Annotated in this window: 25 protein-coding genes; 6 read left to right on the forward strand and 19 right to left on the reverse strand. The window is 41.7% G+C overall.

The genetic code is table 11. The features are described from left to right. Nucleotides 1-153 precede the first annotated feature (153 nt). Nucleotides 154-1,347, forward strand: a complete 1,194-nt coding sequence (locus tag BUB77_RS24555; RefSeq protein WP_073279822.1) for a WD40/YVTN/BNR-like repeat-containing protein — start codon at nucleotides 154-156, stop codon at nucleotides 1,345-1,347. 493 nt (nucleotides 1,348-1,840) lie between these two features. On the opposite strand, the gene glgD is transcribed toward BUB77_RS24555, so the two are convergent. Both glgD and BUB77_RS24565 read right to left on the reverse strand, forming a co-directional pair. Continuing rightward, nucleotides 1,841-2,956, reverse strand: coding sequence for a glucose-1-phosphate adenylyltransferase subunit GlgD (glgD, locus tag BUB77_RS24560; RefSeq protein WP_073279823.1), 1,116 nt, complete (start codon nucleotides 2,954-2,956; stop codon nucleotides 1,841-1,843). Further along, nucleotides 2,953-4,161 carry a glucose-1-phosphate adenylyltransferase gene (locus BUB77_RS24565; protein ID WP_242962578.1) on the reverse strand — a complete coding sequence of 403 codons (1,209 nt, stop codon included), beginning with the start codon at nucleotides 4,159-4,161 and terminating at the stop codon, nucleotides 2,953-2,955. The genes glgD and BUB77_RS24565 overlap by 4 nt, the downstream gene beginning before the upstream one ends. 570 nt (nucleotides 4,162-4,731) lie before the next feature. On the opposite strand from BUB77_RS24565, the gene BUB77_RS24570 reads away from it, so the two are divergent. The 4 genes from BUB77_RS24570 to BUB77_RS24585 all read left to right on the forward strand — a co-directional run bounded on the left by BUB77_RS24570 (nucleotide 4,732) and on the right by BUB77_RS24585 (nucleotide 8,372). Continuing rightward, nucleotides 4,732-5,784, forward strand: coding sequence for an NAD(P)-dependent alcohol dehydrogenase (locus BUB77_RS24570; RefSeq protein ID WP_073279825.1), 1,053 nt, complete (start codon nucleotides 4,732-4,734; stop codon nucleotides 5,782-5,784). Between the two features lie 366 nt (nucleotides 5,785-6,150). Further along, on the forward strand, nucleotides 6,151-7,068 hold the full coding sequence (locus BUB77_RS24575) for an ABC transporter ATP-binding protein (RefSeq protein WP_073279826.1): 918 nt from the start codon (nucleotides 6,151-6,153) through the stop codon (nucleotides 7,066-7,068). Nucleotides 7,069-7,070: 2 nt separating this feature from the next. Continuing rightward, nucleotides 7,071-7,769, forward strand: a complete 699-nt coding sequence (locus BUB77_RS24580; protein WP_073279827.1) for an ABC transporter permease — start codon at nucleotides 7,071-7,073, stop codon at nucleotides 7,767-7,769. 12 nt (nucleotides 7,770-7,781) lie between these two features. Beyond that, nucleotides 7,782-8,372, forward strand: coding sequence for a TetR/AcrR family transcriptional regulator (locus tag BUB77_RS24585; protein ID WP_073279828.1), 591 nt, complete (start codon nucleotides 7,782-7,784; stop codon nucleotides 8,370-8,372). A 112-nt stretch (nucleotides 8,373-8,484) separates the two neighbouring features. Here the strand turns inward: BUB77_RS24585 and BUB77_RS24590 are convergent, their stop codons facing one another. Both BUB77_RS24590 and BUB77_RS24595 read right to left on the reverse strand, forming a co-directional pair. Next, entirely contained in the window at nucleotides 8,485-9,795 is a 1,311-nt protein-coding gene (locus BUB77_RS24590; RefSeq protein ID WP_073279829.1) for a 6-phospho-beta-glucosidase, read from the reverse strand. Beyond that, on the reverse strand, nucleotides 9,792-10,676 hold the full coding sequence (locus tag BUB77_RS24595; RefSeq protein WP_073279830.1) for an ROK family protein: 885 nt from the start codon (nucleotides 10,674-10,676) through the stop codon (nucleotides 9,792-9,794). The genes BUB77_RS24590 and BUB77_RS24595 overlap by 4 nt, the downstream gene beginning before the upstream one ends. Nucleotides 10,677-10,807: 131 nt before the next feature. Between BUB77_RS24595 and BUB77_RS24600 the strand changes: the two genes are divergently transcribed. Beyond that, entirely contained in the window at nucleotides 10,808-11,683 is an 876-nt protein-coding gene (locus BUB77_RS24600) for a MurR/RpiR family transcriptional regulator (protein WP_073279831.1), read from the forward strand. On the opposite strand, the gene BUB77_RS24605 is transcribed toward BUB77_RS24600, so the two are convergent. The 15 genes from BUB77_RS24605 to BUB77_RS24675 all read right to left on the reverse strand — a co-directional run bounded on the left by BUB77_RS24605 (nucleotide 11,684) and on the right by BUB77_RS24675 (nucleotide 26,368). After that, on the reverse strand, nucleotides 11,684-12,823 hold the full coding sequence (locus tag BUB77_RS24605) for an exo-beta-N-acetylmuramidase NamZ family protein (RefSeq protein WP_073279832.1): 1,140 nt from the start codon (nucleotides 12,821-12,823) through the stop codon (nucleotides 11,684-11,686). 39 nt (nucleotides 12,824-12,862) lie between these two features. Continuing rightward, nucleotides 12,863-13,789 (reverse strand): BadF/BadG/BcrA/BcrD ATPase family protein, encoded by a 927-nt coding sequence (locus BUB77_RS24610; protein ID WP_084124689.1) that lies wholly within the window; start codon nucleotides 13,787-13,789, stop codon nucleotides 12,863-12,865. 24 nt (nucleotides 13,790-13,813) lie between these two features. After that, nucleotides 13,814-15,391, reverse strand: a complete 1,578-nt coding sequence (locus BUB77_RS24615; RefSeq protein WP_073279833.1) for a glycoside hydrolase family 3 protein — start codon at nucleotides 15,389-15,391, stop codon at nucleotides 13,814-13,816. Nucleotides 15,392-15,393: 2 nt separating this feature from the next. After that, on the reverse strand, nucleotides 15,394-16,095 hold the full coding sequence (locus tag BUB77_RS24620) for a PIG-L deacetylase family protein (RefSeq protein WP_073279834.1): 702 nt from the start codon (nucleotides 16,093-16,095) through the stop codon (nucleotides 15,394-15,396). Nucleotides 16,096-16,130: 35 nt separating this feature from the next. Beyond that, nucleotides 16,131-17,096 (reverse strand): GNAT family N-acetyltransferase, encoded by a 966-nt coding sequence (locus BUB77_RS24625; RefSeq protein ID WP_073279835.1) that lies wholly within the window; start codon nucleotides 17,094-17,096, stop codon nucleotides 16,131-16,133. A 126-nt stretch (nucleotides 17,097-17,222) separates the two neighbouring features. Next, nucleotides 17,223-18,410 carry an anhydro-N-acetylmuramic acid kinase gene (locus BUB77_RS24630; protein WP_073279836.1) on the reverse strand — a complete coding sequence of 396 codons (1,188 nt, stop codon included), beginning with the start codon at nucleotides 18,408-18,410 and terminating at the stop codon, nucleotides 17,223-17,225. A 150-nt stretch (nucleotides 18,411-18,560) separates the two neighbouring features. Next, nucleotides 18,561-19,424: a carbohydrate ABC transporter permease gene (locus tag BUB77_RS24635; protein ID WP_073279837.1), complete on the reverse strand. Its 864-nt coding sequence runs from the start codon at nucleotides 19,422-19,424 to the stop codon at nucleotides 18,561-18,563. A gap of 14 nt (nucleotides 19,425-19,438) precedes the next feature. Beyond that, nucleotides 19,439-20,353 (reverse strand): carbohydrate ABC transporter permease, encoded by a 915-nt coding sequence (locus tag BUB77_RS24640; protein ID WP_073279838.1) that lies wholly within the window; start codon nucleotides 20,351-20,353, stop codon nucleotides 19,439-19,441. Nucleotides 20,354-20,482: 129 nt separating this feature from the next. Further along, nucleotides 20,483-21,946: an ABC transporter substrate-binding protein gene (locus BUB77_RS24645; protein ID WP_073279839.1), complete on the reverse strand. Its 1,464-nt coding sequence runs from the start codon at nucleotides 21,944-21,946 to the stop codon at nucleotides 20,483-20,485. 64 nt (nucleotides 21,947-22,010) lie between these two features. Continuing rightward, a complete protein-coding gene (gene murQ / locus BUB77_RS24650; protein ID WP_073279840.1) occupies nucleotides 22,011-22,925 on the reverse strand; it encodes an N-acetylmuramic acid 6-phosphate etherase in 915 nt (304 codons plus the stop codon). Between the two features lie 466 nt (nucleotides 22,926-23,391). Continuing rightward, nucleotides 23,392-23,643, reverse strand: coding sequence for a kinase to dihydroxyacetone kinase (locus tag BUB77_RS24655; protein ID WP_073279841.1), 252 nt, complete (start codon nucleotides 23,641-23,643; stop codon nucleotides 23,392-23,394). Nucleotides 23,644-23,814: 171 nt separating this feature from the next. Then, nucleotides 23,815-24,285 carry a hypothetical protein gene (locus BUB77_RS24660; RefSeq protein WP_073279842.1) on the reverse strand — a complete coding sequence of 157 codons (471 nt, stop codon included), beginning with the start codon at nucleotides 24,283-24,285 and terminating at the stop codon, nucleotides 23,815-23,817. 33 nt (nucleotides 24,286-24,318) lie between these two features. Next, nucleotides 24,319-24,699, reverse strand: a complete 381-nt coding sequence (locus BUB77_RS24665; protein ID WP_073279843.1) for a hypothetical protein — start codon at nucleotides 24,697-24,699, stop codon at nucleotides 24,319-24,321. A 77-nt stretch (nucleotides 24,700-24,776) separates the two neighbouring features. Beyond that, complete coding sequence (locus tag BUB77_RS24670) at nucleotides 24,777-25,289, reverse strand: class I SAM-dependent methyltransferase (protein WP_207650862.1); 513 nt, start codon at nucleotides 25,287-25,289, stop codon at nucleotides 24,777-24,779. Beyond that, complete coding sequence (locus tag BUB77_RS24675; protein WP_073279844.1) at nucleotides 25,289-26,368, reverse strand: hypothetical protein; 1,080 nt, start codon at nucleotides 26,366-26,368, stop codon at nucleotides 25,289-25,291. Before BUB77_RS24675 ends, BUB77_RS24670 begins: the two co-directional genes overlap by 1 nt. Nucleotides 26,369-26,601: the final 233 nt, after the last annotated feature.

Here is a 26,601-nt window from a genome sequence, read left to right on the forward strand (position 1 = left end):
AATTATCTGAATATACTTAAGTTATTTTTAAATTTTCTGGGTAATATAGTAAAATGATTTTTCTTGTACTATACTAAAAATTAATCTTGAAAGCATTACGCTTAAATTCAGCTAATGCGCCCAGGAATAGACAGTAATTGAGAGGAGAAAAAAATGTATAAGAAGTTTTTAACTTTAAGTGTAATTTTGGTATGCTGTATATTTACAATAAGCTGCACCAAAAAGACTTCCCTGTCTGAAAAACAAAGTTACAGAGCTACTGATACTACCGGTTCCATAATGACATTAGCAAATACACCTGCTGCAATCCCATTAGAAGCTGCTGCAACACCAATAAAGACTGTTTCAACACCATTTAAAGCCGTTTCAACACCATTTAAAGCCGTTTTAACACCATTAAAAGCCGGTGCAATACCATTAAAAACCGTTCCAACCTCAAAAACAGTTAAACAGACTGCTATCTTAAAGGATATAAACGTTGTTTATATGAAGGATAGTAAGAAGGGATGGGCATTACGATTAAATGGCAGTTTAATCACAACAAATAACGCATGGTCTTCCTATAAGGAAATACATAAGTTTACTGCTCACTATGATGATGCTGAATCCATGCCTTCTATTACATATGTGAATAATACTCTATATGTTTTTGGATTTTTTAGCCAGGCAAGTGGCATTGATGTTTATAAATCAAAGGATGATGGCAGTACCTGGAGCAAAGGCCATATAAAATCAGCTAACATTAAAGATGCTAGAGGCGGTGAACTATATAGTAGTTTTGTTAATAATAAAGTTGGATATTTGTTGTACTGCGGCGGCCCGGCTGCAGGACTGATGGAAAAATATTTATTCAAAACTACAGATGGCGGAAAAACCTATAAAGAAATAGATGATGTTTCATATATTCAAGGCTATCCCACTGGTATGGCATTCAATAAAGCCGGTACCGGATTTATTACCAGTACATACCATGGCGCTGATAATTCCTACCTGTATAGGTTAACTAATACTGCTAAGACATGGAAGAATTTAATAGTACGGCAGCCTAAAGATTTAAACTATAGATATATTGAAGGCTACCCACCATACTTTATCGGTAAAAAAGGGATTATGATTTTGAAATATGCGACTGATAATGATCCTGTCTATGTCATATTTCAATCTTCTGACAACGGGAAAACATGGACTCCAGAAGATAGAATTCCCCTGCAAGGCTCCTTAGCAAGCTATAGCTTCAGTAATAGAAATACGTTGTATATCATAGACGTTACAGGAAGAATGCTAAAGGTAGTGAAAAACAATGATAAATGGGCACTAAGCTCAGTAACCACAAAATTTAACCGATAAATAAGTGCAGTGCCAGCAACAGCAAACTGCTTTACTTCAGTAACCACAAAGTTTAATCAATAAAGCGATTATAGCAAATTAATATTTTATGATTTGAGTGACAAAAGCCTTGCTTCAAAAGAAACACAGGCAATTTGCACAAACCAGAAAGAACGAATGCGCCTATGGAAAGGTATTAGAAGTCCTTTCTCTGAATATTTTGTGCTATATTATAAAAAGATTGTTTGAGCGCAAGCGAGTTATCTGTTTTATAATATGCCCAGCACAAAATATTCAGAGAATTAGGACTTCTTATACCTTGGAATCGAAGCATGAGTTCTTTCTGGTTTGTGCAAATTGCCGTCCCCTTTTGAAAGACTACCCTTTCGAGACCCAAATCATTTATTAATCTTTATATAACCCACATATAAAGCAAATTTTAGCTTAGCTTGCTATATACGTGGGTTTGCATATTCTAACAGTCCGGTATTTATCAATTTATCAACAGCCTCTTTTACAGCTTACTTCCTTTATCCACATAAATAGGCTGCTGTTCACAGCCAACTAATATCCTTCCATTACAAAAGACAGCGGATTTATCCGAGAGCACATACTGGAGCAGTGCATTTTCCCCGACAAAGGTCCCTTTCATCAGTATCGAATCCTTTACTACCGCTCCTTTTTCAACGGTAACAGCTGAAAATAATATACTATTTTCCACCTGTCCTTCTATGAGACAGCCGTCTGCTATCAGGCTATGGGAAACCTTAGCATTGCTTCCATATCTGGCAGGTATATCATCCATTACCTTGGTGTAGACCGGACCATAATTGTAGAATAGCATTTCCCTTGCCTTTGGCTCCAAAATATCCATGTTTGCCTTGAAATAGTCATTTATCGAGTTAATTTTTCGAAGGAATCCCTCATACTCCCACGCCGCTAGCTTGTAACGGCCTATATTCTTTTGAAAGATATCCCTTTCAATGTCTGTCAGGCTGTAGGCCATCGCTTCCTGAATTACGCTTACAAGAAATTGCTTTCCCGTAATCCACATGTTGGTTCCGATGAAATTCCCTTCTTCGGCAGTTTGAGATATTTTTATTTCTGTAACCAGCCCTTCTGTGGATATGCTGTAGACCGTTTCCTGCTGCCTCTCCTCTCCTTCCTTCAATTTATAGGAGATTACTGTAATATCCGCCCCTTGCGTAATATGAAAGGACAGCGGCTCTTCCCAATCCATACTGCAAATAGTATCACAATCTGTAATAATAACATAATCATATCTGGATTTATTAATATAGGTCATGATGCCATTCAAGGCCTCGATTTTATTCCGGTAAATACCCGCAGAGGAACGTCCATAGGGAGGGAACAGAAATAATCCTTCTCTTTTTCTTGCCAAATCCCACTCTTTACCGGAACCCAAATGTTCAAGCAAGGACTGATAATTGCTTTTTGCCACTATTCCCACACTGGCAACAGAGGAATTGCGCATGTTGGAGAGCATAAAATCCACTAACCGGTACTTCCCGGCAAAGGGGAGAGCTCCCATAGTCCGGCTGTTGGTTATTTCATGCATTTCTTCATCATGCATATTGGAAAATATGATTCCGATGGCATTCAGATTCATTTCATCACCTCCCGGTGGTCAACATCAACCATCATATTTCCTTCTATTGTTTCAGAATCCTGTATGTGAACATTTCTCCCAATAACGGTCAAAGGTACCAAAGGTCTACCCTCTTCCGGAAAAGCCTCACCGATAGATGCCTTTTCTCCGATAACCGTATTTTCATCAATAATGGCATTTTGGATTTTAGCTCCTTTTTTAATTCGTACTCCCGGTAAAATAATAGAATTACAGATATGGGCACCTTCCTCTACCGTAACCCCATGAAAGATTACGGAGGAATGAATATTCCCGGAAATACTGCAGCCCTCCGTTATGATACAGTTATCCATTGCTGCTCCGGAGCTTATATAATGGGGCAGAAGTACAGGATTATTAGCATAAATCGCCCAATGCCTGTCACTGGTCAGAATATTTTCCTTGCCGGTCAGCAAATCCATCTGCGCTTCCCACAGGCTTTCCATGGTACCGACATCCTTCCAGTAGCCATAAAAGGGATAGGCATACATCCTCTCACCGGCTGCAAGCATGGCAGGAATGATATTTTTTCCAAAGTCATTGGAGGAAGAGGCAAGCTTTTCATCCATTTCAAGATAATTCTTTAATTTATCCCACCGGAAAATATAGATACCCATGGATGCCTTATTGCTCTTTGGCTCCCTGGGTTTTTCCTCGAATTCATAAATCTTATTGTCCTCCTTTGTATTCATGATACCAAAGCGTGAAGCCTCCCCGATATCCACTTCTATTACTGCAATGGTACAATCTGCCTCTTTTTCCTTATGATATTCTAACATTCGGTAATAATTCATTTTATAAATATGATCCCCTGACAGTACTAAAACGTATTCTGCCTTATACCTGTCAATGAAAGGGATATTTTGCGCAATGGCATTGGCCGTTCCCTTATACCAGTCAGAAGCCTCCCTTTTCTGATAGGGAGGCAGAATATGAATTCCGCCGTCTGCCCTGTCTAAATCCCAGGACTGTCCGTTACCAATATAATCATTTAACTCATGGGGCTGATACTGGGTCAGCACACCAACGGTATCGATCCTTGAATTGACACAGTTGGATAAGGTAAAATCAATAATCCGATACTTTCCGCCAAAATAAACAGCAGGCTTTGCCCTGTTCTTCGTCAGAACACCCAGTCTGCTGCCCTCTCCTCCGGCTAAAAGCATGGCAATACATTCTTTTTGCATAAATACCTCTTCTTTCATTATGTCATATACTGCTGCTTTACTGTATTTTTCTCAAATAAAACCAATGAGAGCTGAGCTTAACTTATAACATCCAATTCAGCCTTTATAGCTATATTTTTTAATTCTACAGCTCTCATACAATACTCATATCTATGCTTTAATATCCTTAACCTTTATAGCTTTACATTGCCCGTTGTAATAGCAAATTGCAATTTTTCACATACTTATGATAAACATCTGCTTTTATCTATTATCATTCCAAAAATGACAGCTTTTATGATATTAGAAATTTTGTAAATATGTTAATTTTATGTAACAATAAAAATTAAGATGACTTTGTAAATTCATTGCATATAAAGTAATTTTGCAGCTGGCTGTAAGTCTCACTTCACGAACAGAATACAGCAAATTATGGATATAATATAAAAATTATACCCTAATCCCAAAGCAGAACAGCCCATACAACCCATACCTTTACTTTTTCAATCCTCATATTGATAATTATTTAACAATCTTGTATAATATAAATTGTCTGATATAAAATTGCATACTAAAAAGGAGAAGCACAATATGAAAGGTTTTGGAATGCTGTCAATTAATCAAGCCGGATGGATAGAAAAAGAAAAGCCATCCTGCGGAGCACTGGACGCAATCGTCCATCCGATAGTATTAGCACCTTGTTCATCGGATACACATATCCTTCATGGAGGTTCCGGCGAACATACAAATTTGATTTTAGGCCATGAATCCGTAGGAAGGATTGTAGAAGTCGGCAATCTGGTAAAAAATTTCAAGGCCGGCGATACAGTAGTTGTACCATGCACTACACCGGACTGGCTGACAGAAAATGTACAGGGTGAATATAATGCACATGACGAAGGCCTTATGAATAGTTTTAAGTTTTTAGGCTCCAAGGACGGTACCTTTGCCGAATATTTCCACGTAAATCAGGCAGATGCCAACCTGGTGCTGCTTCCGGAAGGAGTTTCTCCCGAAGCGGCTGTTATGACTGTGGATATGATGTCTACCGGATTTCACGGTGTGGAAAATGCAAATATTAAATTTGGTGATAAGGTAGTCGTAATCGGTATCGGCCCTGTGGGACTGATGGCTGTTGCAGGCTCTAAACTGCACGGCGCAGGCCAGATTATCGCAATCGGCACCCGTCCAAATTGCATTGAAGTGGCGAAAGAATATGGAGCAACAGATATTGTCAGCTATAAGAACGGTGATATCGTCAGCCAGATTATGGAGTTAACTGGAGATGGCGCCGATTCCGTTATCATTGCAGGCGGAAATGCAGAAAGCTTCAGACAGGCAGTTGAAATGACAAAGCCAGGGGGTTATATCTCCAACGTGAATTTCTTTGACATCAAGGAGGTTTTAGCCATGCCCGCTTATTCATGGGGACTTGGTATGGCAAACAAGACAATCCGCGGAGGCTTCTGCCCAGGCGGCGCTTTGAGGATCAGAAAAATGCTCGATATGGTCAAATATAACAGAGTGGATACCACCAAGCTTATTACACATCGTTTTAATGGCATGGAAGAAATTGAAGATGCCTTTAACCTCATGGACAGAAAGTCCAGTGATTTGATTAAGCCGGTTGTTTTTATTGACTAAAAAATCATAGCTGCTATTTTAACATTGCCTGGAGCTGACCAACCTATGTACCACATGTATTAGGAAAACTGCAAAAGCCCTTATTCTATGCGGGATAAGGGAATATCAAAAATAAATATGGACTATCACATTACACAAAAATACCGCCCAAATAGACATGATGGGCGGTATTTTTGTGTTCAGATGGTTCTCACTTGGGGGCACATATTGACTATTTCCTAACATGTTGGCAGGTGAAGTGTAAACTACTCTTCTTTCGTCCCGCAAATTTAAATAGTTATAACATTGCATTTTATAATTTACTATGTTATACTCTCCTTTAAGGTACTGTAGTACCCTATATTTCATAACAATGGAGGTATTTACGTGGCAATAATTCAAACAAAAAATTTAACTAAACGTTATGGCATGAAAAATAGTGTTTGCAATATTAGCCTGACAGCGAATGAAGGTGAAATTTATGGTTTTTTAGGCTTGAATGGTGCTGGAAAAACAACCACAATGCGTATGCTGCTGAAAATGGTTCGGCCAACATCGGGTGAAATTTATTATTCCGGACAACCGATTTCAAAACTATCTTCCGAGTTTTGGAATCAGATCGGCTATTTGATTGAAACACCACATGCCTATCCAAACTTTACAGTTGAAGAAAACCTTATATTATATGCTAAGCAAAGACTCATTCCTGATTCAGAAATCAAAAAACGAATGGATAGCGTCTTACAACAGCTATTGTTGGATGCTTACCGTCAGGTTAAGGCAAAAGACCTCTCTTTGGGAAATAATCAAAAAATTGGATTGGCAAAGGCAATGCTTCATAAACCAAAAATTCTTTTGCTGGACGAGCCCACAAATGGATTAGATCCGGAAGCGCTTGTAGCCGTGCGCCATTCTTTAATTGAAATGGCGAAAAATGGTGCCACCATCTTTATATCCAGCCACCTGCTGGACGAAATGGAAAAGCTGGCAAATCGAATTGGGATAGTGGCTAATGGACACCTGTTACGTGAATTAAACCTTTCCGAATTCGAACGTGAAAGGCAGTCAAATCTTTATATAAAAGTGGCCGGCTCCGCGAAAAACCTCGCTGACTACTTTACTGCTAAAAACTTACAAAGCACATTATTAAGTGAGGAAGAGATACTTGTCCCGGGCGTTTCAATCCGTCAATATTCCTCTTTATTAAAACAGCTTGAGCTGCAAAATTTTAATTTAATGATTTTTCGCCCTGTTCAGGAAAGCTTGGAATCCTTCTTTCTTAGGACAATTAAGGAGGGACATTAATTATGAAACAGATATTGTCAATGATTAAAATTGAAGTTTACAAAATAATACGAGGTCATATACCAATCTTTATTTTGACCTTTTATAGCTTTTTAATAGTTATCCACATGCAAGACAAAACATGGGAAGCTTTTTTGAATAATACTTTCTTTCTTTATTCTACCGTCATTGGGCTAATGGGATTCGGTATTTTAAGCAGCTGGGTATTTGGACGGGAATATCAAGATGGAACTTTTAAAGATATCTTGTCCTTACCAATTTCCCGTACAAACTTGGTCTGCTCAAAGTTTTTGGCTTTAGAATTGTGTTTTATTGCTACGACTTTAATCGCCATTGGGATGACTTTTGCTCTGGGTTCTTGTTTCAGTTTAACAGGCTTTGATTTATTTTTGGCTGGAAGCGTTGTAAAACGGCTGTTTATTGCAACGTTATACAATATCAGTCTTAGTTTTTTGTTTCCATTCATTGCTAGTATAGCAAGGAGTATTCTGGCTCCTGTAAGTATTTCTTTCGGAGCTTTAATTACAGCCGTTGTTTTTGGATCACAACCTGTGGGTCCCTATATCCCGTGGTCGATACCGGGAATATATTTAAGTAATCCTCAGCTTATTAATTTGGCTGGCAAAGTGTCAATTTCCGTTGTTGTATTCATTGGCATCTATGGTACAATATTATGGTGGAATTATGCTGACCAAAAATAGGAGGAATGTAAAGTGAATGATAATGTTAGCCGGCGTCGAGGCGTTACACTGGAAAATGCAATTTTGGATCAGGCTTGGCTGTTACTTGAACAAAAAGGATATAACAAATTGACGATGGATGATGTGGCTCATGGAGCAAAAACCAATAAAAATGCAATTTACCGCCGCTGGCCGCAAAAATGCCATCTTATTTTTGCCGCTATAAGCCGTCAGGCACCGTCTATAAATTTGGAAATCGGAGACCATGGCTCGCTGAAAGATGATTTGACGGCTCTTTTTGAAAGCTTAAATCCAATTTTTAAGATTATCAAGCCCGATGATCTAAGAGATTTGATTGCAGATATGTTTTCCAATACGACATCTTACGATTTGTTTAATGTTATTAATCACGAAAATGATATTCGTAAATCAATTGAGCCTATAATAGCGAGAGCTAATGCCCGCAATGAGATTACGCTTTCGATTAATGATATATCCGAAAAGGCTCTAAACTTACCTTCCCTATTAATTATCAACGAAATTGTCTTGCATGGAAAGCTCACAGAGGCGAGTATTGAGGACATCGTCAATAACATTTTACTTCCGATATTTAAAGCATCATAAAACCGCCAATGGGAATGAGATTTGTGTTGAGGTTTCGACTTCGGTCAAGGAACTGCCGGAACAGTCTGACCGGCAAATCCGAACCCAAAGGCGGCAATACAGTCTGCTTATTTCATTGTTTCCTGTAAAACTGAGGCAGATATTCCTTATGAGCTTCCAGCAGCTCATCCAGTACTGTGATGGCATGGCTCTGGGAGAAGACCAGGGGATTGATCATCATAGCCAGCAATGCCTTATCATAGTCACCGGTAACGGCTGCTTTGGCACCGGCTATCTCAAAGGATTTAATCTGCTGCAGCAGTCCATTGACTGCTTTGGGAAGCTTTCCGACGGATACCGGAACAGGCCCGTTCTTTGTGATGATACAGTTCATTTCCGCTACCTCGTCATATTCCAGTTCATCAAGTACTCCCCGGTTTACCGTATTCACCACCTGGATATCCCGGGTATCATTATAAATGGAGCAAATCAGGTTGCAGGCTGCATCACTGTAATAAGCCCCTCCCCTTTGCTCTAGCTGCTTGGGTTTTTCTTTTAAGTTTACGTCCTTATACAGTTCAAAAAGCTCTTCCTCAATCTTTTTTACCTTCTCTGCTCTTGTACCATTTTCCTTGTAATGCTCGATTGCTTCCTCCAGATATTCCTTTCCCATGAAATAATAGCGGTGATAGGAACAGGGAATTACCCCCAGCTGCTTTAAGAAGCCTTTGTTCCACTCAATTCCTTTGATATTCTTTACACTTTGGTTCCCCCAAAGGTCAATTACTTCCTCCATTACATCTCTGCCGTCAACGTATACTCCCGTCACAAATACCATATGATTAAGTCCGCCAAAGGTAATATAAACCTCCTCCAGGGGACGGTTTAACATTCTGGCAATTGCTTTCTGCATATCAATCGGAACATTACATAAACCGATTGCTTTTTTTCTGCCGGAATAACGGTTCACTGCCTCCATTATCATGCCTACCGGATTCGTAAAGTTTACCAGCCACGCATCCTTGCATAATTCATCCATGTCCTTGCAGATATCAAGAATAACAGGAATTGTACGCAGCCCCTTGAATAAGCCACCGGCTCCATTGGTCTCCTGTCCCAGCATTCCATGGCTCAAGGGAATTCTTTCATCCTTTATTCTGGCATCCAGCAGCCCTACACGAAGCTGTGTGGTTACAAAATCAGCACCCTTCAGGGCCTCTCTTCGGTCCAGGGTCGTATATATCTTCATTGGTAACCCGGCTTTTTCTACCATCCTCCTGGCAAGATTACCGACAATTTCAAGCTTATGCTTGCCTTCCTCAATATCCACCAGCCACAATTCACGTACAGGAAGCTTGTCATATCTTTTTATAAAGCCATCCACCAATTCCGGCGTATAACTGGAGCCCCCGCCAATGGTTGCAATTTTAATCCCTTCGCTCATTTAGAACACCTTTCCTTTCCATATTGTTCTATAAAATTAATCAAGGCACCGATTTTACCTGCATCATTTCCCAGCTTGCAGGCCTCGATTGTCACATAGTCCTTCAAGTGTTTAAAAATATGATATACCCTGCTTTCCAAATCCATAATAAAGTTCTCTCTGGCACTGATTCCGCCTCCGATAATTACTTTCTCCGGATCAAAGCTCACTGCTGTATTTCCGATTACTATTGCCAGATCGTCCAGCCACTCTTCATAGATTTCCCTTACTCTCCTGTCCTCCAGATGGTCAAACACATAATTGCCGTCCACACTCTGGCCCAGCTTTTCAGAAACCCTTCCTGCCAGTACTGCGGTAGCGGATGCTGCCTTATAGGTATATCCTCCGTTATCACCTTCCCGTCCGATTATGGTAAATCCGAATTCACCTGCCTTAAAGTTCCTGCCGCGCAGCAATTTACGATTATGGATAATGGCTCCGCCTATTCCCGTGCCCAGGGTTACCATACAAAAATCAGAACAAGCCTTTCCTGCGCCGAACTTCAATTCTGCCAGAGCCGCACAATTGCTGTCATTTTCAATTGCTACGGGAAGCTCTGTTTGTCTCATCAATTCCTCTTTTAAATTATAGGCCTTAAAATTATCCCCTACACTGTAATCGGAATTCTGCCCGGTTACCGGGTTAATAAAGCCTCCCATGCTTATAGCGACTCCCTCTGCGCCAGCCTTATTCTCATAGATTATTTGTAACAGCTGCTGTAAAAACCTTTCCGGATTTTTTTCCGTGGGCAGTACCAGGGAACTTTCTTCGCAAAATTCTTTATTCATAAGCCCGTATTTAATAAATGTCCCCCCGATATCCATCGTGATATAGTTACCCATAATTCAGAACTCCTTTTCGTAAATTTTCCATCTGCCCTGCAAATGGCAGTGGCAGCGGGAACCAAAGACCTTATTGTAACAAAACCCATAATAATGTATAATAACATAAAACCTACGGAGGCGAGGTAACCATGACTACTGTCGAAATCAGAACCAAAAATATGTATCCTCAATTAAATAAAACCGAGAAAAAGGTTGCGGATTATATTCTTCAAAATATAGACAATATATTTCGTTACCCCTTGGCTAAGTTGGCAAATCTCTCCGGCACAAGCCAGGGAGCCTGGGTCCGCTTCTGCAAATCCATCGGTTTTGACGGAATGAAGGATTTGAAGAAGTCTCTTTTTGTTGAACTGAATGAGACCATAACGGAAAATGAGAATCCCACTCCACAACTGCAGTTTACCGATATCAAGGAGCATTCTACCTATATTTCCATGGCTGAAAATGTGTGCTTTAGCAGTATTCAGGCAATTGAAGCTACCTTAAAGCTCTTTGATGAAGTCATGTTATCAGGTATCGTTGATCAAATAATTAGCGCAAAAGCCATCCGTATCTTTGGCGTCGGTGCTTCCGGCCTGGTTGCAGATGATTTGTATTATAAACTGCTGCGTATCGGATACAATGTTTCCTATTGCCATGATTCCCATATCAGCCTCACCTACGCCTCCACTATAACTGCCGGCGATGTTGCTATCTTCATTTCCTATACCGGCGAAACGAAGGAAATCCTGGAGACTTTGGATATTGCTAAGAAAAACGGTGCCACCACCCTGGCAATCACCAAATATGGAAAAAGCAGCCTGGCACAATCCGTTGATTATGTACTCTATACCAGCTCGCCGGAAATCTATAAAAGAAGCGGTGCCATGAGCTCAAGAATAGCCCAGCTTATCATCGCCGATATTCTCTTTACCGCTATTGCAAACAGAGATTATGACAATGTAACCGGCATGCTGGAAAGCAGCTACCAGGCAACCCATTCCCACCGCAGCGACAACAGCTGATTAATACAGGTGGTATTTTTCCTTTTTCTTTGCAAACTCCTCTGCTTCCACCGCCCACATTTCATATACTTCCTTCGCAGAAAAATCATGGGTCCGGATAAAATCATCTCCGGTATTGTAGTCAATCATAGGTTTTCCGGAGGATGAATAGGGTGCATTATAGGAAAATTTATCACCGGACAGGTTCTTTATTTCCTCTAAAAGATACAGCCCTGTCTTTACCCCGCAAAAGCTCTCTCTGTCGGTAACATGCAGCTGCACTCCCCGGCAAAGTATACCGACATGCTTTGAAAATGTCGGTGTAAAGTAGACCGGCCGGAATAATACCCCGGATAGTCCCTTCTTATTCATATTTATCGCAAGTGTCTCTGCTTCCAGCCATGGCGCTCCTGCCAATTCAAAGGGCTTTGTCGTTCCCCTTCCTTCCGAAATATTGGTTCCTTCCAAAATACAGGTGCTGTTATAGGCAACTGCCGTATCAACTGCCGGCATATTTGGAGACGGCATAATCCAGGGAAGTCCCGTGTCTTCATAATACATTGTCCTCTCCCATCCCGTCATTGGAATTACCTTTAAATCACAGGAAATGTGAAATTCCTGGTTAAACAAAAGTGCTGCTTCCCCTATGGTCAGGCCATACCGGTAAGGAATTGGATGCAAGCCCACAAAGGAGGTAAAGCCAGGCTTAACAAGATTGCCCTCTACCTTAACGCCTCCAACAGGATTTGGCCGGTCGAAAACAAGAAAGGTCTTTTTATATTCCCCGCAGCTTTGCATACAATAGGACATGGTATACAGATAGGTATAGAGCCTTGAGCCCACATCCTGGATATCAAAAGCCAGAACATCAATGTCCTTTAGCATCTCCTCCGAAGGCTTCTTATTCTTCCCATACAGTGAAAAAACAGGCAGACTGGTTTTCTCATCAACATAATAGTTAACCATATCACCTGCCTGTATATCTCCTCTGACACCGTGCTCAGGGGAAAATAACCGTACTAAAGCCGTTTTTTCTTTTAATATATCAATTGTGCTTCTTAAGCCTGAGCCGACCCCTGTTGGATTTGTAATCAATCCGACCCTTTTTCCCTTCAGAAAATCCATCCATTCCCCGGTATTTTCTATTCCAGTCCTTACCATGCTGCAAACCGCCTCCAATCCGAATTGTTATTATGAAATCTAAACCTTCCTGCCTTCCTCCGGCAGCTTAAGTGCCAACAGCATTGCTCCGTATACTGCTGTTCTTTGGGCCTTTGTTATTGTGATTCCAGGATAAGCCTTTTGCATACTCTTACAGAATTTCTCGTAGATTAAGGTATTCTGAAGCAATACACTCCCGGAAACTGCCAGGACCGGTGCTTCTTTCCATTGCCTGACTACCGGCGCAGCCAGCTCTGTCAAATCCCGGGCGCAGTCCTCGATAATCCGTTCCGCTGCTCTGTCCCCGCATTCCACCGCTTTTCCGATTAAAATGGAAAGCTCTGCAATTTCCTTTTTATTGCGTTCTGGCGCATATATGTAGGAAATCAGTTCTTCCACACTGTTGATATTTAGATATTCAAAGACCAGCTCTTTTAACAGGGTGGGCTCCCTACGTCCATCATTTGACTTTACAATGGCTGAAAGGCTTTCCCTTGCAATTGCATAGCCGCTCCCGACATCATCGATCAGATGTCCATAGCCGCCGGTGCGGTAGGAATCCCCCCCTTTATCCTTTCCCAAACAGATGGAGCCGGTACCGGATATGAGTATAATACCCTCCTGGTTTTCCAACGCACCGGCAAAGGCCGTATCAACATCGCCCACAATTTTTACCGGACACCGGTAGCCTGCCTTTCTGATATGCTCCAGCAGCTGTTCTTTTACGGCAAGATTACTGATGCCGGCAGCTCCGACGCAAATTGCAGCGCACTCCTGTGCCTGAAAGCTCTTCTCTGTGATTCTATGAAAAATACTCTGCAGGTTGGAATCAATCTGTTCCTTACTGCTTCCATTATAATTCATCGTCCCGCCGGTGAACTCCTCCAGCACCCTTCCACTGGTATCCGCAAGCAAGACGGCGGTCTTTGTCCCTCCGCCGTCCATTCCGATTACATATCTCTCCACTGTCTGTTCCTCCTGCGCTCCAGGCTAATGCTCTGCCTGCTTTAAAGTTACCGGAAGCTTTCCCGCTGCATTATACTGTCTTCTAATAACCTCTTCCAATGCATCGAATACCACCGTATTATATTCAAAGGCTGCCAGCTTATGTATTTTATTATCCAGCAATGAAAAGTCATAGGGATTTCTTAAGGTAACTGCCAGCACTTCCTTTCCCTCCCGGCTGATTTTATTTGCCAAGGCAAGCTGCCCCGTATTCAGATGACCGTTGTATAAGCCATAGATTACGCTGGGTGCATCTTTTAACTGTGACATTGCTGCTCCAATCTCCTCCTCACCCGGATTCACCGGCACTTCCAGATATCTGCAGCCAAGCTTTCCAGCCATGTATTTTCCGAAATGCAGCTCCTTATCCACGGAGCTGCTGGCCAGGGTGGATCGGTAGGCATAACTGCCGATAACCACCGTATCTTTTGTGACCTCCGGCAGCTCCATTGGCGATACCTTGGTTATTCCTTCCAAGGTCATCCTTAAGACGGCTTCCTTTTGCTCCTTACTGCCAATAACAGAGATATCCTTAAGTTCAGGTTCAATCCGGTATTTTTCCTTCCATTTCAAAATATTGCTTACCGCCCGGTCAATATATTCCACCGGAATCTCCCCTGCTGACACAGCTTCTTCAATCCTTTGAATTGCCTCCTTAACCAGAGCCGGCGTATGGGAGATGCAGAGCAGCTCTGCCCCCGCCTTTACTGCTTCCACTGCCCCTTCGGCTGTACCGTAGAAGGACTGGATTGCCCCCATCTCCAGACAGTCTGTAATAATAATTCCCTGAAAGCCCAATTGTTCCCTCAGTAGTCCGGTCAATATTGCCCTTGACATGGTTGCCGGTTTTTTATCCTTTTCCAGCTTCGGAAACAGGATATGGGAGGTCATAACACAGGGTGCCCCCTGCTTAATTGCACTAAAAAAAGGAATCAGTTCATCATCCATTAATTCAGACAGGTCTTTTTCTACCACCGGAAGACCCATATGGGAATCCGTGGCCGTATTGCCATGCCCCGGGAAGTGCTTTACGGCAGGCATAACCCCTTCGTCCAGCAGCCCTTTCATCATATTGATTCCGTAACGTTCCACCTGGTATGGATCGCTGGAATAGGACCTGACACCAATGACGGGATTATCCGGGTTGGAATTTACATCCAATACCGGAGCCAGATTTACATTGATTCCAAGTTTTCTTAACTGTTTCCCTGTAATCCTCCCTGCCTGGTAAGCATATTCCGGTTTTCCGGTGGCTGCAATCAGCATTGCTCCCGGTACATTGCACGCCTCCCCGGGGAGCCTTGTGACCACCCCTCCTTCCTGGTCGACGGCGATAAAAGCAGGATGGCCGGTACTTTGTTCAATTCTCAAATGCAGGTCCGTGCAGGTATGCTGCACCTGCTCTGCATTGCAAAGATTATAGGAGAACAAAATAATATTGGCTACCTTATATTCTTCAATTAATTCAATCAATTCTGGTGTAATATCGGCAGTTGGAAATCCTGTCATGATCATCTGACCGATTTTATCCCTAAGCTTCCATTCCTTCATACTAACCACCATGCCTATAACCCCTCCCTGATAACACGGTAGGTTTCCGGTGGAATCATAAAGCATTCCGCTCTTCCCTTTCTGGCTTCGATTCCTCTTACTCTGCTCAAATGGTCGTAATACTCCATGTAAGGAAAAGAAGTACTGCCTGTCACGAACCAGTGGGCAGCAATTGCCTTTTTCCACAATTCATATCCCTCCGTCGTATCCACAAACAGATAGGGCTTGAAATCCACTGCATCCTCCCAGTTTTCCGCATAGTAAAAACGACCTGCAAAATGGGGCGGATTTTCTCTTAGAAACCCCGGCAAAGAAGCATAAAAGCGGGCATCATTTACAATCTTATGGGTATTGTTATGGTCCTTATGCATGGCGCTTTTGAAATGAGTGATCAAAATGTCCGGCTTGACCTTGCGGATTACATCACATACCTGAAAACGTACCTCATCATTATCCGGCAATTCGCCGTCAGGATAGTCAAATACAATTGCCTCTCCCTTTAACATTCCTGCAAAGGTCTGTGCTTCCTGTACCTTCTGTTTTCTATAATCAGCAATATCCCTGCCTGCCGGAGCTCCCTTTTCACCTGCCGTCAACGCCAGCGTTACGATATGCGCCCCCTCCAGGGCATGCTTTGCCAAAGCCATTCCTGCTGTAAGCTCCATATCACCGATGTGTCCGCCTACCGCTAATATGGTTAATTTCCCATCCTTCATAGTTCTCTCCTTCCTGCTGCTTTCCAGCACCCTGCTTAAAGCATCTTTCTCATAACAGCAAATTCCTGCACCCTTCGAAAACCCGCCTGGCTATATATCCGGGCAGCCGGATTTTCCGCACCGGTATACAATGACATATAGGCTGCCTGAACCTTCTTCTCTTCTTCGCACAGCTTATAAAATAAGATGGTTCCAAGCCCGTGACCCTCATGCTCTTTCACAACGCCAATTCCGGTAAAATATCCCCGTCCGTTTTCCTGCCGGAGCATTGGACCTGCAAATCCGACTACCGCTCCGTTCTTGGCAGCAATCAGTACAGGCGTCCCTTCTCTCGTACACTGAAGAATTTCTCTTTCCCACAAGGGGTTTTCCAGTTTTTTCAGCATCTGCTCCACATTGCAGTGTCTGGCCTTATCGAACAGAGAGACCTCATAGCCTTCCCCTGCCGCTTTTTCTTCTTTTTCCGCAATTGCCTGGGGAATGCCAAATCCCTTTAAATCTAAGTACATTGCCTGCTCTGTGGTACGCAGAACATAGCCGTTCTGCAAAAGCTCTTCATAAAACCTGCTGTTTTTAAATACCCCCGGTGCATTATTATGTTCATGCCGGTCGGTATTCCTGATGTACCAGGGCAGCATCATCGGATTGAAGAACAAAATTTCCGACTGGGTTTTACCTGCCCTTTGAAATGTTTCTTCCAGCAGACTTAGCAGCTGTATGTAATTTTCGGAGTTTTCTACATCCTCCCCCAATATGACACAGGTAATATAACCGCTGGTTTCTCCCAAGGGTAAGTCCTCTCCCATGCATCCGCAGGCAAATCCGGTAATTTCATTAGCTTTTCGCATAACAAAGGCCTGTTCCGGATTAAAATATGCATTTCCGGTGAAAATGTCTGAAAACGAATCCATATCCAATTCCTTATATCCAAGCTTTACGGCTGCCGTATTCCAGAGTTTCAGGATGCCATCCCTATATTCCTCTTTATACGTATCTATCATGGCTTTCTTCCCAGGCTGCCCTACTTACCACACCCTGGCTCCTTTCTTTCCATTATCACTTAAGTTTCACAAAGCTGCCGTTTATAAGAGTAATTCACCTACAACTAAATATTGAAAGAGACAACATTATAAGGATATCTTACCCATTACCACCGGCCTGTTTGCACCTGTAACGGAAGAAATGGTATTACACCTTCCCTGCATTGTACAGTCCGCCAGCAGGGCAAAGGCAACCGCCTCCTTTGCATCACTGTTAAAGCCGAGATCCTCCTGTAACAGCACTTCTACCTTATACTGCTTTAATCTTTTCCGTATTCTGTCGACCAATACACGGTTATAGCTGCCTCCGCCGCCAATCAGCAATTGATCTGCCAGATGATGGGGCAGGATATATCTCTGATAGGAAGCTTCTATGGACCACGCCGTAAAATCTGTCACTGTTGCCATGGCATCTTCAAAGGATATGTCAGAAGCTTGAATCCTATCATACAGCTGGTTTATATAAATGTCTCCAAACAGCTCCCTGCCGGTGGATTTCGGCGGTCTTTCATCAAAATATTCATGGCTGCACAGTTCCTTTAACAGGGAAGCATCTATACTGCCGCCAGCTGCAATGCAGCCCCCCTCATCCATCTTTTTCTTACCGCCGGTAAAGCGGGACATTAATCCATCGATAATCATGTTTCCGGGTCCGGTATCAAAAGCATATACCTCACCGGCATTGCAGCCTGCCGGCAATACGGTAATATTTCCAATACCGCCGATATTCTGAAGCAGTATCGTCTTACTGCTACTTCTGTACAGAAGGTACTCCGTAAAGGGAACGAGGGGTGCACCCTGGCCTCCGGCTGCCATGTCTGCAACACGAAAATCACTGACACAGGGAATACCGGTCCGGTTCGCAATTACTGCGCCTTCTCCGATTTGTACGGTATACCGTACCGGCCAGCCATCCTTGCCGCAAATCTGCGGATGGTGATAAATCGTCTGCCCATGGGAACCGATGCAGCCTATCTCTTCCATTCCAATTCCCGCCTTTTTGGCTACTGAGACTGCTGCCTGTGCATAAAGCTCACCTAAGAGCATATTCATATAGCCAATCTTATCCACAGTAGCATGCCCGGTATCAAACAAATCAAAAATCCCGGCTCTGATTTCCTCCGGAAAGGGTTTATTCTCAAATTCCAGCAGCTTTACCCTTCCGTCATTGGAATCTCCGGTGATTTCCACCAGGGCGGCGTCAATTCCGTCCACGGAGGTTCCCGACATCAGCCCTATTACTTTTCTGATTTCTTTCCTTTTAAATAATTCCATCCCTTACCATCTCCAATGCGTATCGTAAATATGATGCTTTTATTTCGAACTAACAGCCATGACTTCTCAGTACGCCGCAAGATTGTGCCGAGGATTTGGCAGGCAGAATCTTGTATGTGAAAATTGCCCTTTAATTTTCACACAAGCCTGCTAACCTTTTACCGCACCGACCGTCACGCCCTCCAGGAAATACTTCTGCAAGGCAAAGAACAGAATAAACATAGGCAATGCCGATATGGTTGCGCCGGCCATCATAGGTGAAAAATAGGTAGTATTCGCAAAGCTGAAATTTTTTAAGCCTACCTGGATTGTCTGCATCTGCTCTGTCTTGGTAACGAGGAAGGGCCAGAAGAATGTATTCCAGTTATTCATAAAGGTATTGATTGCCATAACCGCCATAACTGTCTTCGACAGGGGCATAATAATCCTGGTCAGCAGCTTGAACTGGCTGCAGCCTTCTATTTTGGAAGCCTCAATAATCTCTGTGGGCAGTGAACCGATGAACTGCTTTGCCAGGAACACATTATAGGCAGATACCAGTCCGGGAGCAATTAACGCAGAATAGGTATTATCCATCTTCAGAACATTTACAATCAGTATATAAAGCGGAACCTGGGTTACCTGATAGGGTATCATCATGGAAACCAGCAGGATGGAAAATAGTACTTTATTTCCGCGGAAACGGAGCTTACTGAAGGCATATCCCGCTGCGGTAGCAAAGATAACATTCGATGCCGTTACTACCCCTGCAACAAGAAAGGAATTGAGAATCCACCGGAAAGAATACTTGCTGTAATCGAAGAAAAACCGATAGGATGCAAGGGTAGGATGTTTCATAATTAAAGAATAACTGGCTGCACCGGATTCCACCGGATTCCCAAAGGATGACATGATCATGTAATAGATGGGGAAAAGCGTAGCCAATGCTAAAATAACCAGCAGGAGCATAATGCTGCCGTTGCGGAGGTATTGCCTGCCTTTTTCATTTTTACTGTAATTTTTATAGAGAGCCATCGGTATCCGCCTTTCTAATATTCCACATTATCGCCGGTCAATTTAAATTGTAAAAATGTAAATATACCTATAATAACTGTCAAAACCAGTGCCTGTGCCGATGCCTGGCCATATTCAAAATACTTGAAAGCATTATTGAAAATTAAAAGGCCGACCATGGTCGTTTTATTATCCGGCCCGCCGCCAGTCATCAGAAATGCGTTCTGGAATACCTGAAAGGAACCGATTACGCTGGTGATTAACAGGAATACCGTGGTAGGCTTTACAAGAGGAAGAACAATATATCTTAGCTTTTGAAAGAAGGTGGCTCCGTCAATCTCTGCTGATTCGTAATAGGAATTGTCAATGCCAAGCAGTGCCGCTATGTAAATAATAATCGTGGTTCCATGGCTGGACAGCAGAGCCATAAAAATCAGGGAAAACATAGCTGTATTTGAACTTCCGAGCCAATTCTGATTATCCACACCTAAAAATGAAACCAATCTATTGAGTAAGCCTGACGGCAACGGATCATAAATCCACTTCCAGACAAAGGAAAGGGCTACCCCGGAAGCGATTGCCGGCAGGTAATAGGCAGCTTTAAAAAAGTTCTGTTTTCTTTTTGTCAGGGGTACGATTAATATGGATATAACAAAAGAAATCATCATGGAAAGAGGTACTGTAATACCGGTATAGACAACGGTATTCACCAGTGATTGATAAAACAAGGAGCTTTTAAAGGTCTTTGTGTAATTTTCCAGGCCAATCCATTCTGTTTTCAGAGGCTTGAACTTCTGGAAGCTGATTATGAACGCATCAATAATGGGATAAAGGGTAAAGAGTGCAAATACCAAAAAAGGAGCCAGAATAAAAATATATCCCCAGATGCTTTCATTCGTTAACCTTCTCTTTTTTCTTGTGTTCAGTGATGTATTTTTGATTTTATTCATAGCATCCTCCGATTAAAAAAGCTGCTGCAAAATTTTTACCCCTTAACCTTCTCCAAAGTTATAGTCGGATAGTTTGCAGCAGCCCTTCCTATTCTGCTTTATTATACAAATCAATTACTTTCTGGAGTATTAGTCAGCTACGACACCGTCTTTTCCGAAAGCTTCAATTGCTGCTGCTTTAACGGCATCATACATTTCCTGAGGTGTAATTTCATTTGCAAGTAATGCCTGAAATTTAGGTACCATTACCTCATCGGAAAGCTTCTGTGCTGCAGCACCAAGCTCCGGAGTAATATCCGTACGTGCTTCGGAAATCTGGGATGCAAGTAATTGTGCTGCTTCTGTATTATTTTCATTCTTGCCTTCCGGCTGTTCGATATTTGCCATTGCCTGCCTTCCAGTTTCACAAATCGGAGAGATATATAAATCGTTACAGGTAATTGCAGCAATCTTTCCGCTTGCCAGATAGTACATTGCCTTTGCCACATTGGATAAATGTTCGCTGGTCGGCTCTTCTTTGCCTCTGAACATTACATATCCGTCAATTGCGCCGGCTGCCTGCATCTTATTTCCAAAGAAGGTAGGAACGGGAAGGATGATGTAATCTGCCTTGATACTGCCTTCCACCGCACTTCCGTCTTTTGCATCAATCTTGTCATTGTTTGATTTTGCGGAACGTTCAAATACGGATAAGCCTTTTCCCGTAATCATGGTCTGTCCTGTCAGGAACATATTCCAACGTTTTCCGGCATCAATAGAACTGAGTTCTTTGGGCATGGAGCCGTCATCAATGAGAGTTCTCATGTCTTCCAGCAGCTTTAAGAAATTCTTGCTGGTATAAGCGTATTTTAAATCCTTGGTGAAAGCATCGGGCATACCTGCATTTTTAACAAAGATATTCAGGTAATCTGCAGCCGCAACGCCAGAGCAGGCAAATACGAAGCCATATCTTTTCACTGTATTGCCTTCCTTAACAACTCCGGCTTTGATGGCTTCTCTGAATTCATCAAAGGTCCAGCCATCCTTCTGAACTTTCTTCCAGTCCACTCCTGCCGCTTCTAACATCTCTTTGTTACCGCCAATACCATGGACCTCAGCATAAGCGGGCATACCATACAACCCATCACCGTTTCTATAGTAATTTAAGATATTCTGGTCAAAATCCTTCAGCATATCCTCTGTTGCTATCTTGCTGATATCCAGCAATAACCCGGAATCTATGTATTTTGGAATGGTGTTTGCCCCAACAAAAGCAATGTCCGGCGGAGAACCTGCCTGCACCTGTACGTCAAGCTTCTGTGTAACATCTTCCCAGCTTGCCGCCTCGATTTTAAGTGTCAGATTGGGGTATTGTTCATGAAATTCCTTCGTCCACTCATCGAAATTATCCTGGTAGGTAGGGCTGACCGGCGGTAATAATACCGTAACCGTATCCTCTGCAGCCCCCGCGTTCTTATCGCCCGATGCATCCGCAGCAGTCTGACTGTCTTTTTTGTTTTCTTTTGCCGTATCGCTTGCCCCATTATTCCTGCATCCAACCAATGCAGACAATGACATTACGATTACTAATAGTAATGCTAAACCCTTTCTCATACTTTCTTTCCTCCTATAATTTTATATAAATTTGCATATACAAATATATATCCTAAAAAATCAATCAATCCCTTCTTTTGACCTGATCCAATGCTTTCTTTAAGTATCCCTGGTTCGCATCCAGTGTATCCTGCGCTTCCTTAAGCGAATAGCCTGAAAGTATCATCATAATTGCAGTTTTGGAACTGTGATTGGCTTCCTCCAGATACCTGCTGGCGACTTCTTCATCAACTCCTGTAACAGTCCGGATTATCCTGATGGCTCTCTCATTCAGTTTAATATTGGATGCCTTCAGATCAACCATCATATTGCCGTATACCTTACCAAGCTTAATCATGGTTGTCGTTGTCAGCATATTTAAAATCAGCTTCTGCGCGGTTCCGGCTTTCATCCTCGTGGAACCGATTATAACTTCCGGTCCGACAACTGCTGCTATGCAGATATCACATAAGGCTTCCAGTTTCGTATTAGGATTATTGACGATTCCGATAGTGGCTGCCGAAAGCTCTCTTGCCTGCTTTACCGCCCCCAGTACATAAGCCGCACCTCCGCTTGCGGTAATTCCGATAACAACATCCTTCTCTGTTACCTTACACCGGGTAACCTGATTCCTTCCCTCCTCTTCGCTGTCTTCATAGCCTTCTACTGCTGTTCTAAGAGCAATATCCCCTCCTGCTATATAGCCTTGAATTAATGAGGGCTCCGATCCAAAGGTAGGCGGACACTCGGAAGCATCCAATACCCCCAGTCTTCCCGAGGTTCCCGCCCCCAGATAAAACATCCGTCCTCCGTTACTAAGAGCCTTATAAATTACTTCAACAGCCTTTGCAATCTTTGGTATTTCATTCTTTACAATATCCGCCACCTGGCTGTCTTCAAAGTTAATCATCTCTAATATTTGCTCTGTACTGCACTCATCAATCTCTCTTGTATTCTGATTCACCTGCTCTGTCATTAAACCCGATAAGTATTCATTCATTATGTACCTACTCTTTCATTATGCATTCCATACCAAAATTTTTTTGGTAGTTTTGCACAATTTATTGTTTTTATTCGTATGTTTTTTATCTTCTTTCTATATAATAATTTATCCAAATCAGAAAGTCAATACATTTTGTAATTTTATTTTTATTTTTTTATATTTTTATGAAATTTTATTTCATAAAAGTCAGACTTTTGTCAGATACAAAAAAATGCCAACTAATTTTACTTAGTTGGCAGTCAAATCAATGATTTTATTTTTTTGTTATTTTTTCAATATCCGCTTGTCGATCTGATAAAACAGTTCCCCGAAAGCAAGGCAGATAAAAACAAAGATAAGTGTATTGAACGGCTCAAATCCAGGCAATAACCTATATCCTGCTGTTCCTCCTAAAAGGAGTACACCTACAATTAAAAACAGTCGTCCTAATCGCTGCATAAGCCATCCCTCATGATTTCATCCGTTACCCCTGTAACCCTCTGGATTGTCTATCCATATCTTCCACCACTATATCATAAATTTCACCTAATGAAGAACAATACTCCAGAATCTTCCATGGTTCGTTTGTATGGTAATGAATCTTAATAAGCTCTTCATCTCCTACTGCCAATAAACAGTCCCCGCTGAAGGTATTGTTAAAATAATCATTTATTGCATCTTCATCCAAATTTTTTCCTTCAATAAGAAGCTGTGTATCATATCTAAATTCCAACATTTCCTTGATCCTCCAATGTTCTATATATCGTTATTTTACTTTAATCTATCTCAATAGTAAATAATTTCGAATCAACTTTTTCATTTATGCAGGCTGTCTGCCCCAAGAGATATTTTCTCCCTTGCTTGAAAACCGTCCATTCCCGGCATCATGATATCCAAAGGATGGTAATTAATCATGATAAAAAATTTTTTGGTAATAAAGTTCACATTCCCTGGGGTAGTTGGACTTATCGATGTCTGCAAGCAGCTTATTATTAAAATACTCACTAAAATCGCTTTTGGGAACAGCATCCTCATCGTTATAGATAGCAAGCATCGCCGCTTTCATTTGTTCTTCCATATAACACGGAACATGCCCTGCCAGAACAATCATATTATGCTGATCCGTATGCCCCAGATATAAATCAATTAAAAGGAATTTGTCCTTCCCGGCGTCAAAAAAAACATGTACGTCACCCTGACCTCTATCAAGGTTACAATATTCTTCAGCCAATTCATTGGCATTTACAGCAATCTCCAATAATTGGAACAGGCCTGTCACTTCATTTGTGAAAACAGCCTCTTTAGCCTCCCAGTTATCCCGAAAACTGCCCTCGAACAAGATTTCAAATGGTATCACATATTCTACTTCATATGGCATATTCCTCACCTCGATAAGTATAATTTAAGGAATTTAACTTCTTTTACTGATTTCATCTGTTATCAAAGCTTTTGATATATACATTGCTTCTATCATATTCTTGAAGCGGGTGTGATTAGAGGTGCCCTCTGCAAATTTTTGCTGAGCTTTTTCGCATTTGCTGATAATGGAAGATACGGGCCGCAATGCATCCATCAATTCTTCTTTTGTATATTCTTCTTCTGTATATTTGTCCAATACATTTTCGTCCGCTATCAAAGCCTTTGAAATATATAACGCTTTTATTCTGTTCTTAAGGAGTGTGTGCTGGGAGGTACCCTCTGCAAATTTGGGCTGTGCCTTTTCACATCTGCTGATAACTGAAGAAACAATTTGCAGAGCTTCCTCTAATTCTTTTCTTGTATATTGCTCCATCCTAGTTCACCTCAAATTCCGGATTATTGCCTTGTCATAAGGCGGTTTCTCCATTACACAATGAATTAATTGTACCCTCAAGGCTTTTTCGCCAAATACAAAGCAATCGTATCGTTAAGTGTTATTTTATTTCCCATATTTATAATAGTCTCACGGATTCCGTTATAAAAGCTTGATTTATATGGCTCCTGCAATGTGATATGCTCTACCTGTGTACTGGCTAAGTATTCAATATACTCCTCGGCGGTATACACTCTTGTCCTTTTCCAATCACTATAATTGTAATCAACAAAACCATAATTGACAACATTGTCATAATCCAGTCTGCATGTATATTTTGTTTCAACTTGAAAATGTTCATCATATACCTTTTGTATTGCGTCATACAATGCTCCATTCGGTGTTTTTTCATCTGTCCGTGTCATAAACATTGCTAATGTTCCACCGCTTTTAAGAAGCTCATTCACCTTTGGAAAGCAGATTTTTTCCGGTATCCACTGTATCGTTGCCGCCGAAAAGACCAAATCGTATTTTTGAATGCCAAAGTCATGGGTTTCAACCTTCCTCCCGATAAGAATCAAAGTTTGCATTATTTTTTATTTAATTTCATTTCGTACATAAATTCCAGCTTCCGGTAATAGTCCATTTCAATCAAATCCGTAGGCTTTACCTCTCCGTCCCTTTTATCAAAGTAGGCAATGCCTGCAAAGGTAAGCATCTTATGGACAAACTGTGAGCAGAACATAATATTGGGCTTATGGGAATATTTTAAGACAAGTCCCATAAGGTTATAGGCGCTGCCGTCCCTGTTGATCTCCTGTACCTTATCATAAATCCTGGTCTTCTGCTCCCTGGTACAGGAAAGCTTGTACACCAATATGGAAGCCTCCTCTTTCTTATTAAAAAAATCCAGCATTTCATAATTCAGCCCCGGTGGATATACTCTTTCCCCGCCATTATAACTGATTACGGTCTTTAATTCCGGATCAAAGGATAAAGAAGCATGATTATATTGCTTCCCCGTAAATGTTGAAATAATTTCACTGGCCGGACTGCCGGTATTGGAAAGAATAATATAGATATTTTTATCACCCAGCCATTTTCTCGCTTCTTCAAAATACTCTTGCGTTAAGACCCCTTTATTAATATATTCAAAGGAATTATGCCGGTACAGCTCGTCCTTAATGCTTAATAAATTTTCAACAGAAAATGCCTTACCTGCTTTATCAATCTTCTCCATCGCGCTGATAATCTTATCTCTGCCAGCTTTGATGTCAGCAAAGCTGATGCTTGCAACCTCCTGGGCAGAGGGCAGGTAGAGGTCTGCATATTTATTAATGGTCACGAACCTTTCTACCAGAAAAGGAAACCATATGACAACAGCTCCAAACATCCTGCCTATGAGCCTGTGGATTTCCGTCTGGCCGGATTGAAAGGTCACGATGGATATATAGGTTATCTGTAATGCCATAATTGCAAAATATATGGGAATTAAACATAGCTTAATCCTGCTTTCCGTTGGCACCATTAAAGTCCGCATAAACATCAGCAAACAGATGAATATATAAGTGCAGACCGTGAATACGAAATTTCCGCCGATTATTGTATTGATAATCATTAAAATCAGTAACAGCTTTAAGGCTATCGTATATCTTTTTAAATTCTTCATACATGGCTCCTAAAACCTTTTTCATTGCCTCTTATTGGAATTCATCAGAATAAATTCAAAGTCCATTATCATTTTCTGCATTTCATTTTCTCCGGGTTATTCTCAAGAAGGTTTTAACGGTATTATAACACGAAAGTCCTATTTTTGATATGCTCTTTAAAACTATTTAACTATCACCTGACCCAAAAAGGAACCAAAACCCAAAGCTTGGTTCCCTCTTTCAATACATCACC

The sequence above is a fragment of the Anaerocolumna jejuensis DSM 15929 genome (genome assembly GCF_900142215.1).
GTDB lineage: Bacteria > Bacillota > Clostridia > Lachnospirales > Lachnospiraceae > Anaerocolumna > Anaerocolumna jejuensis.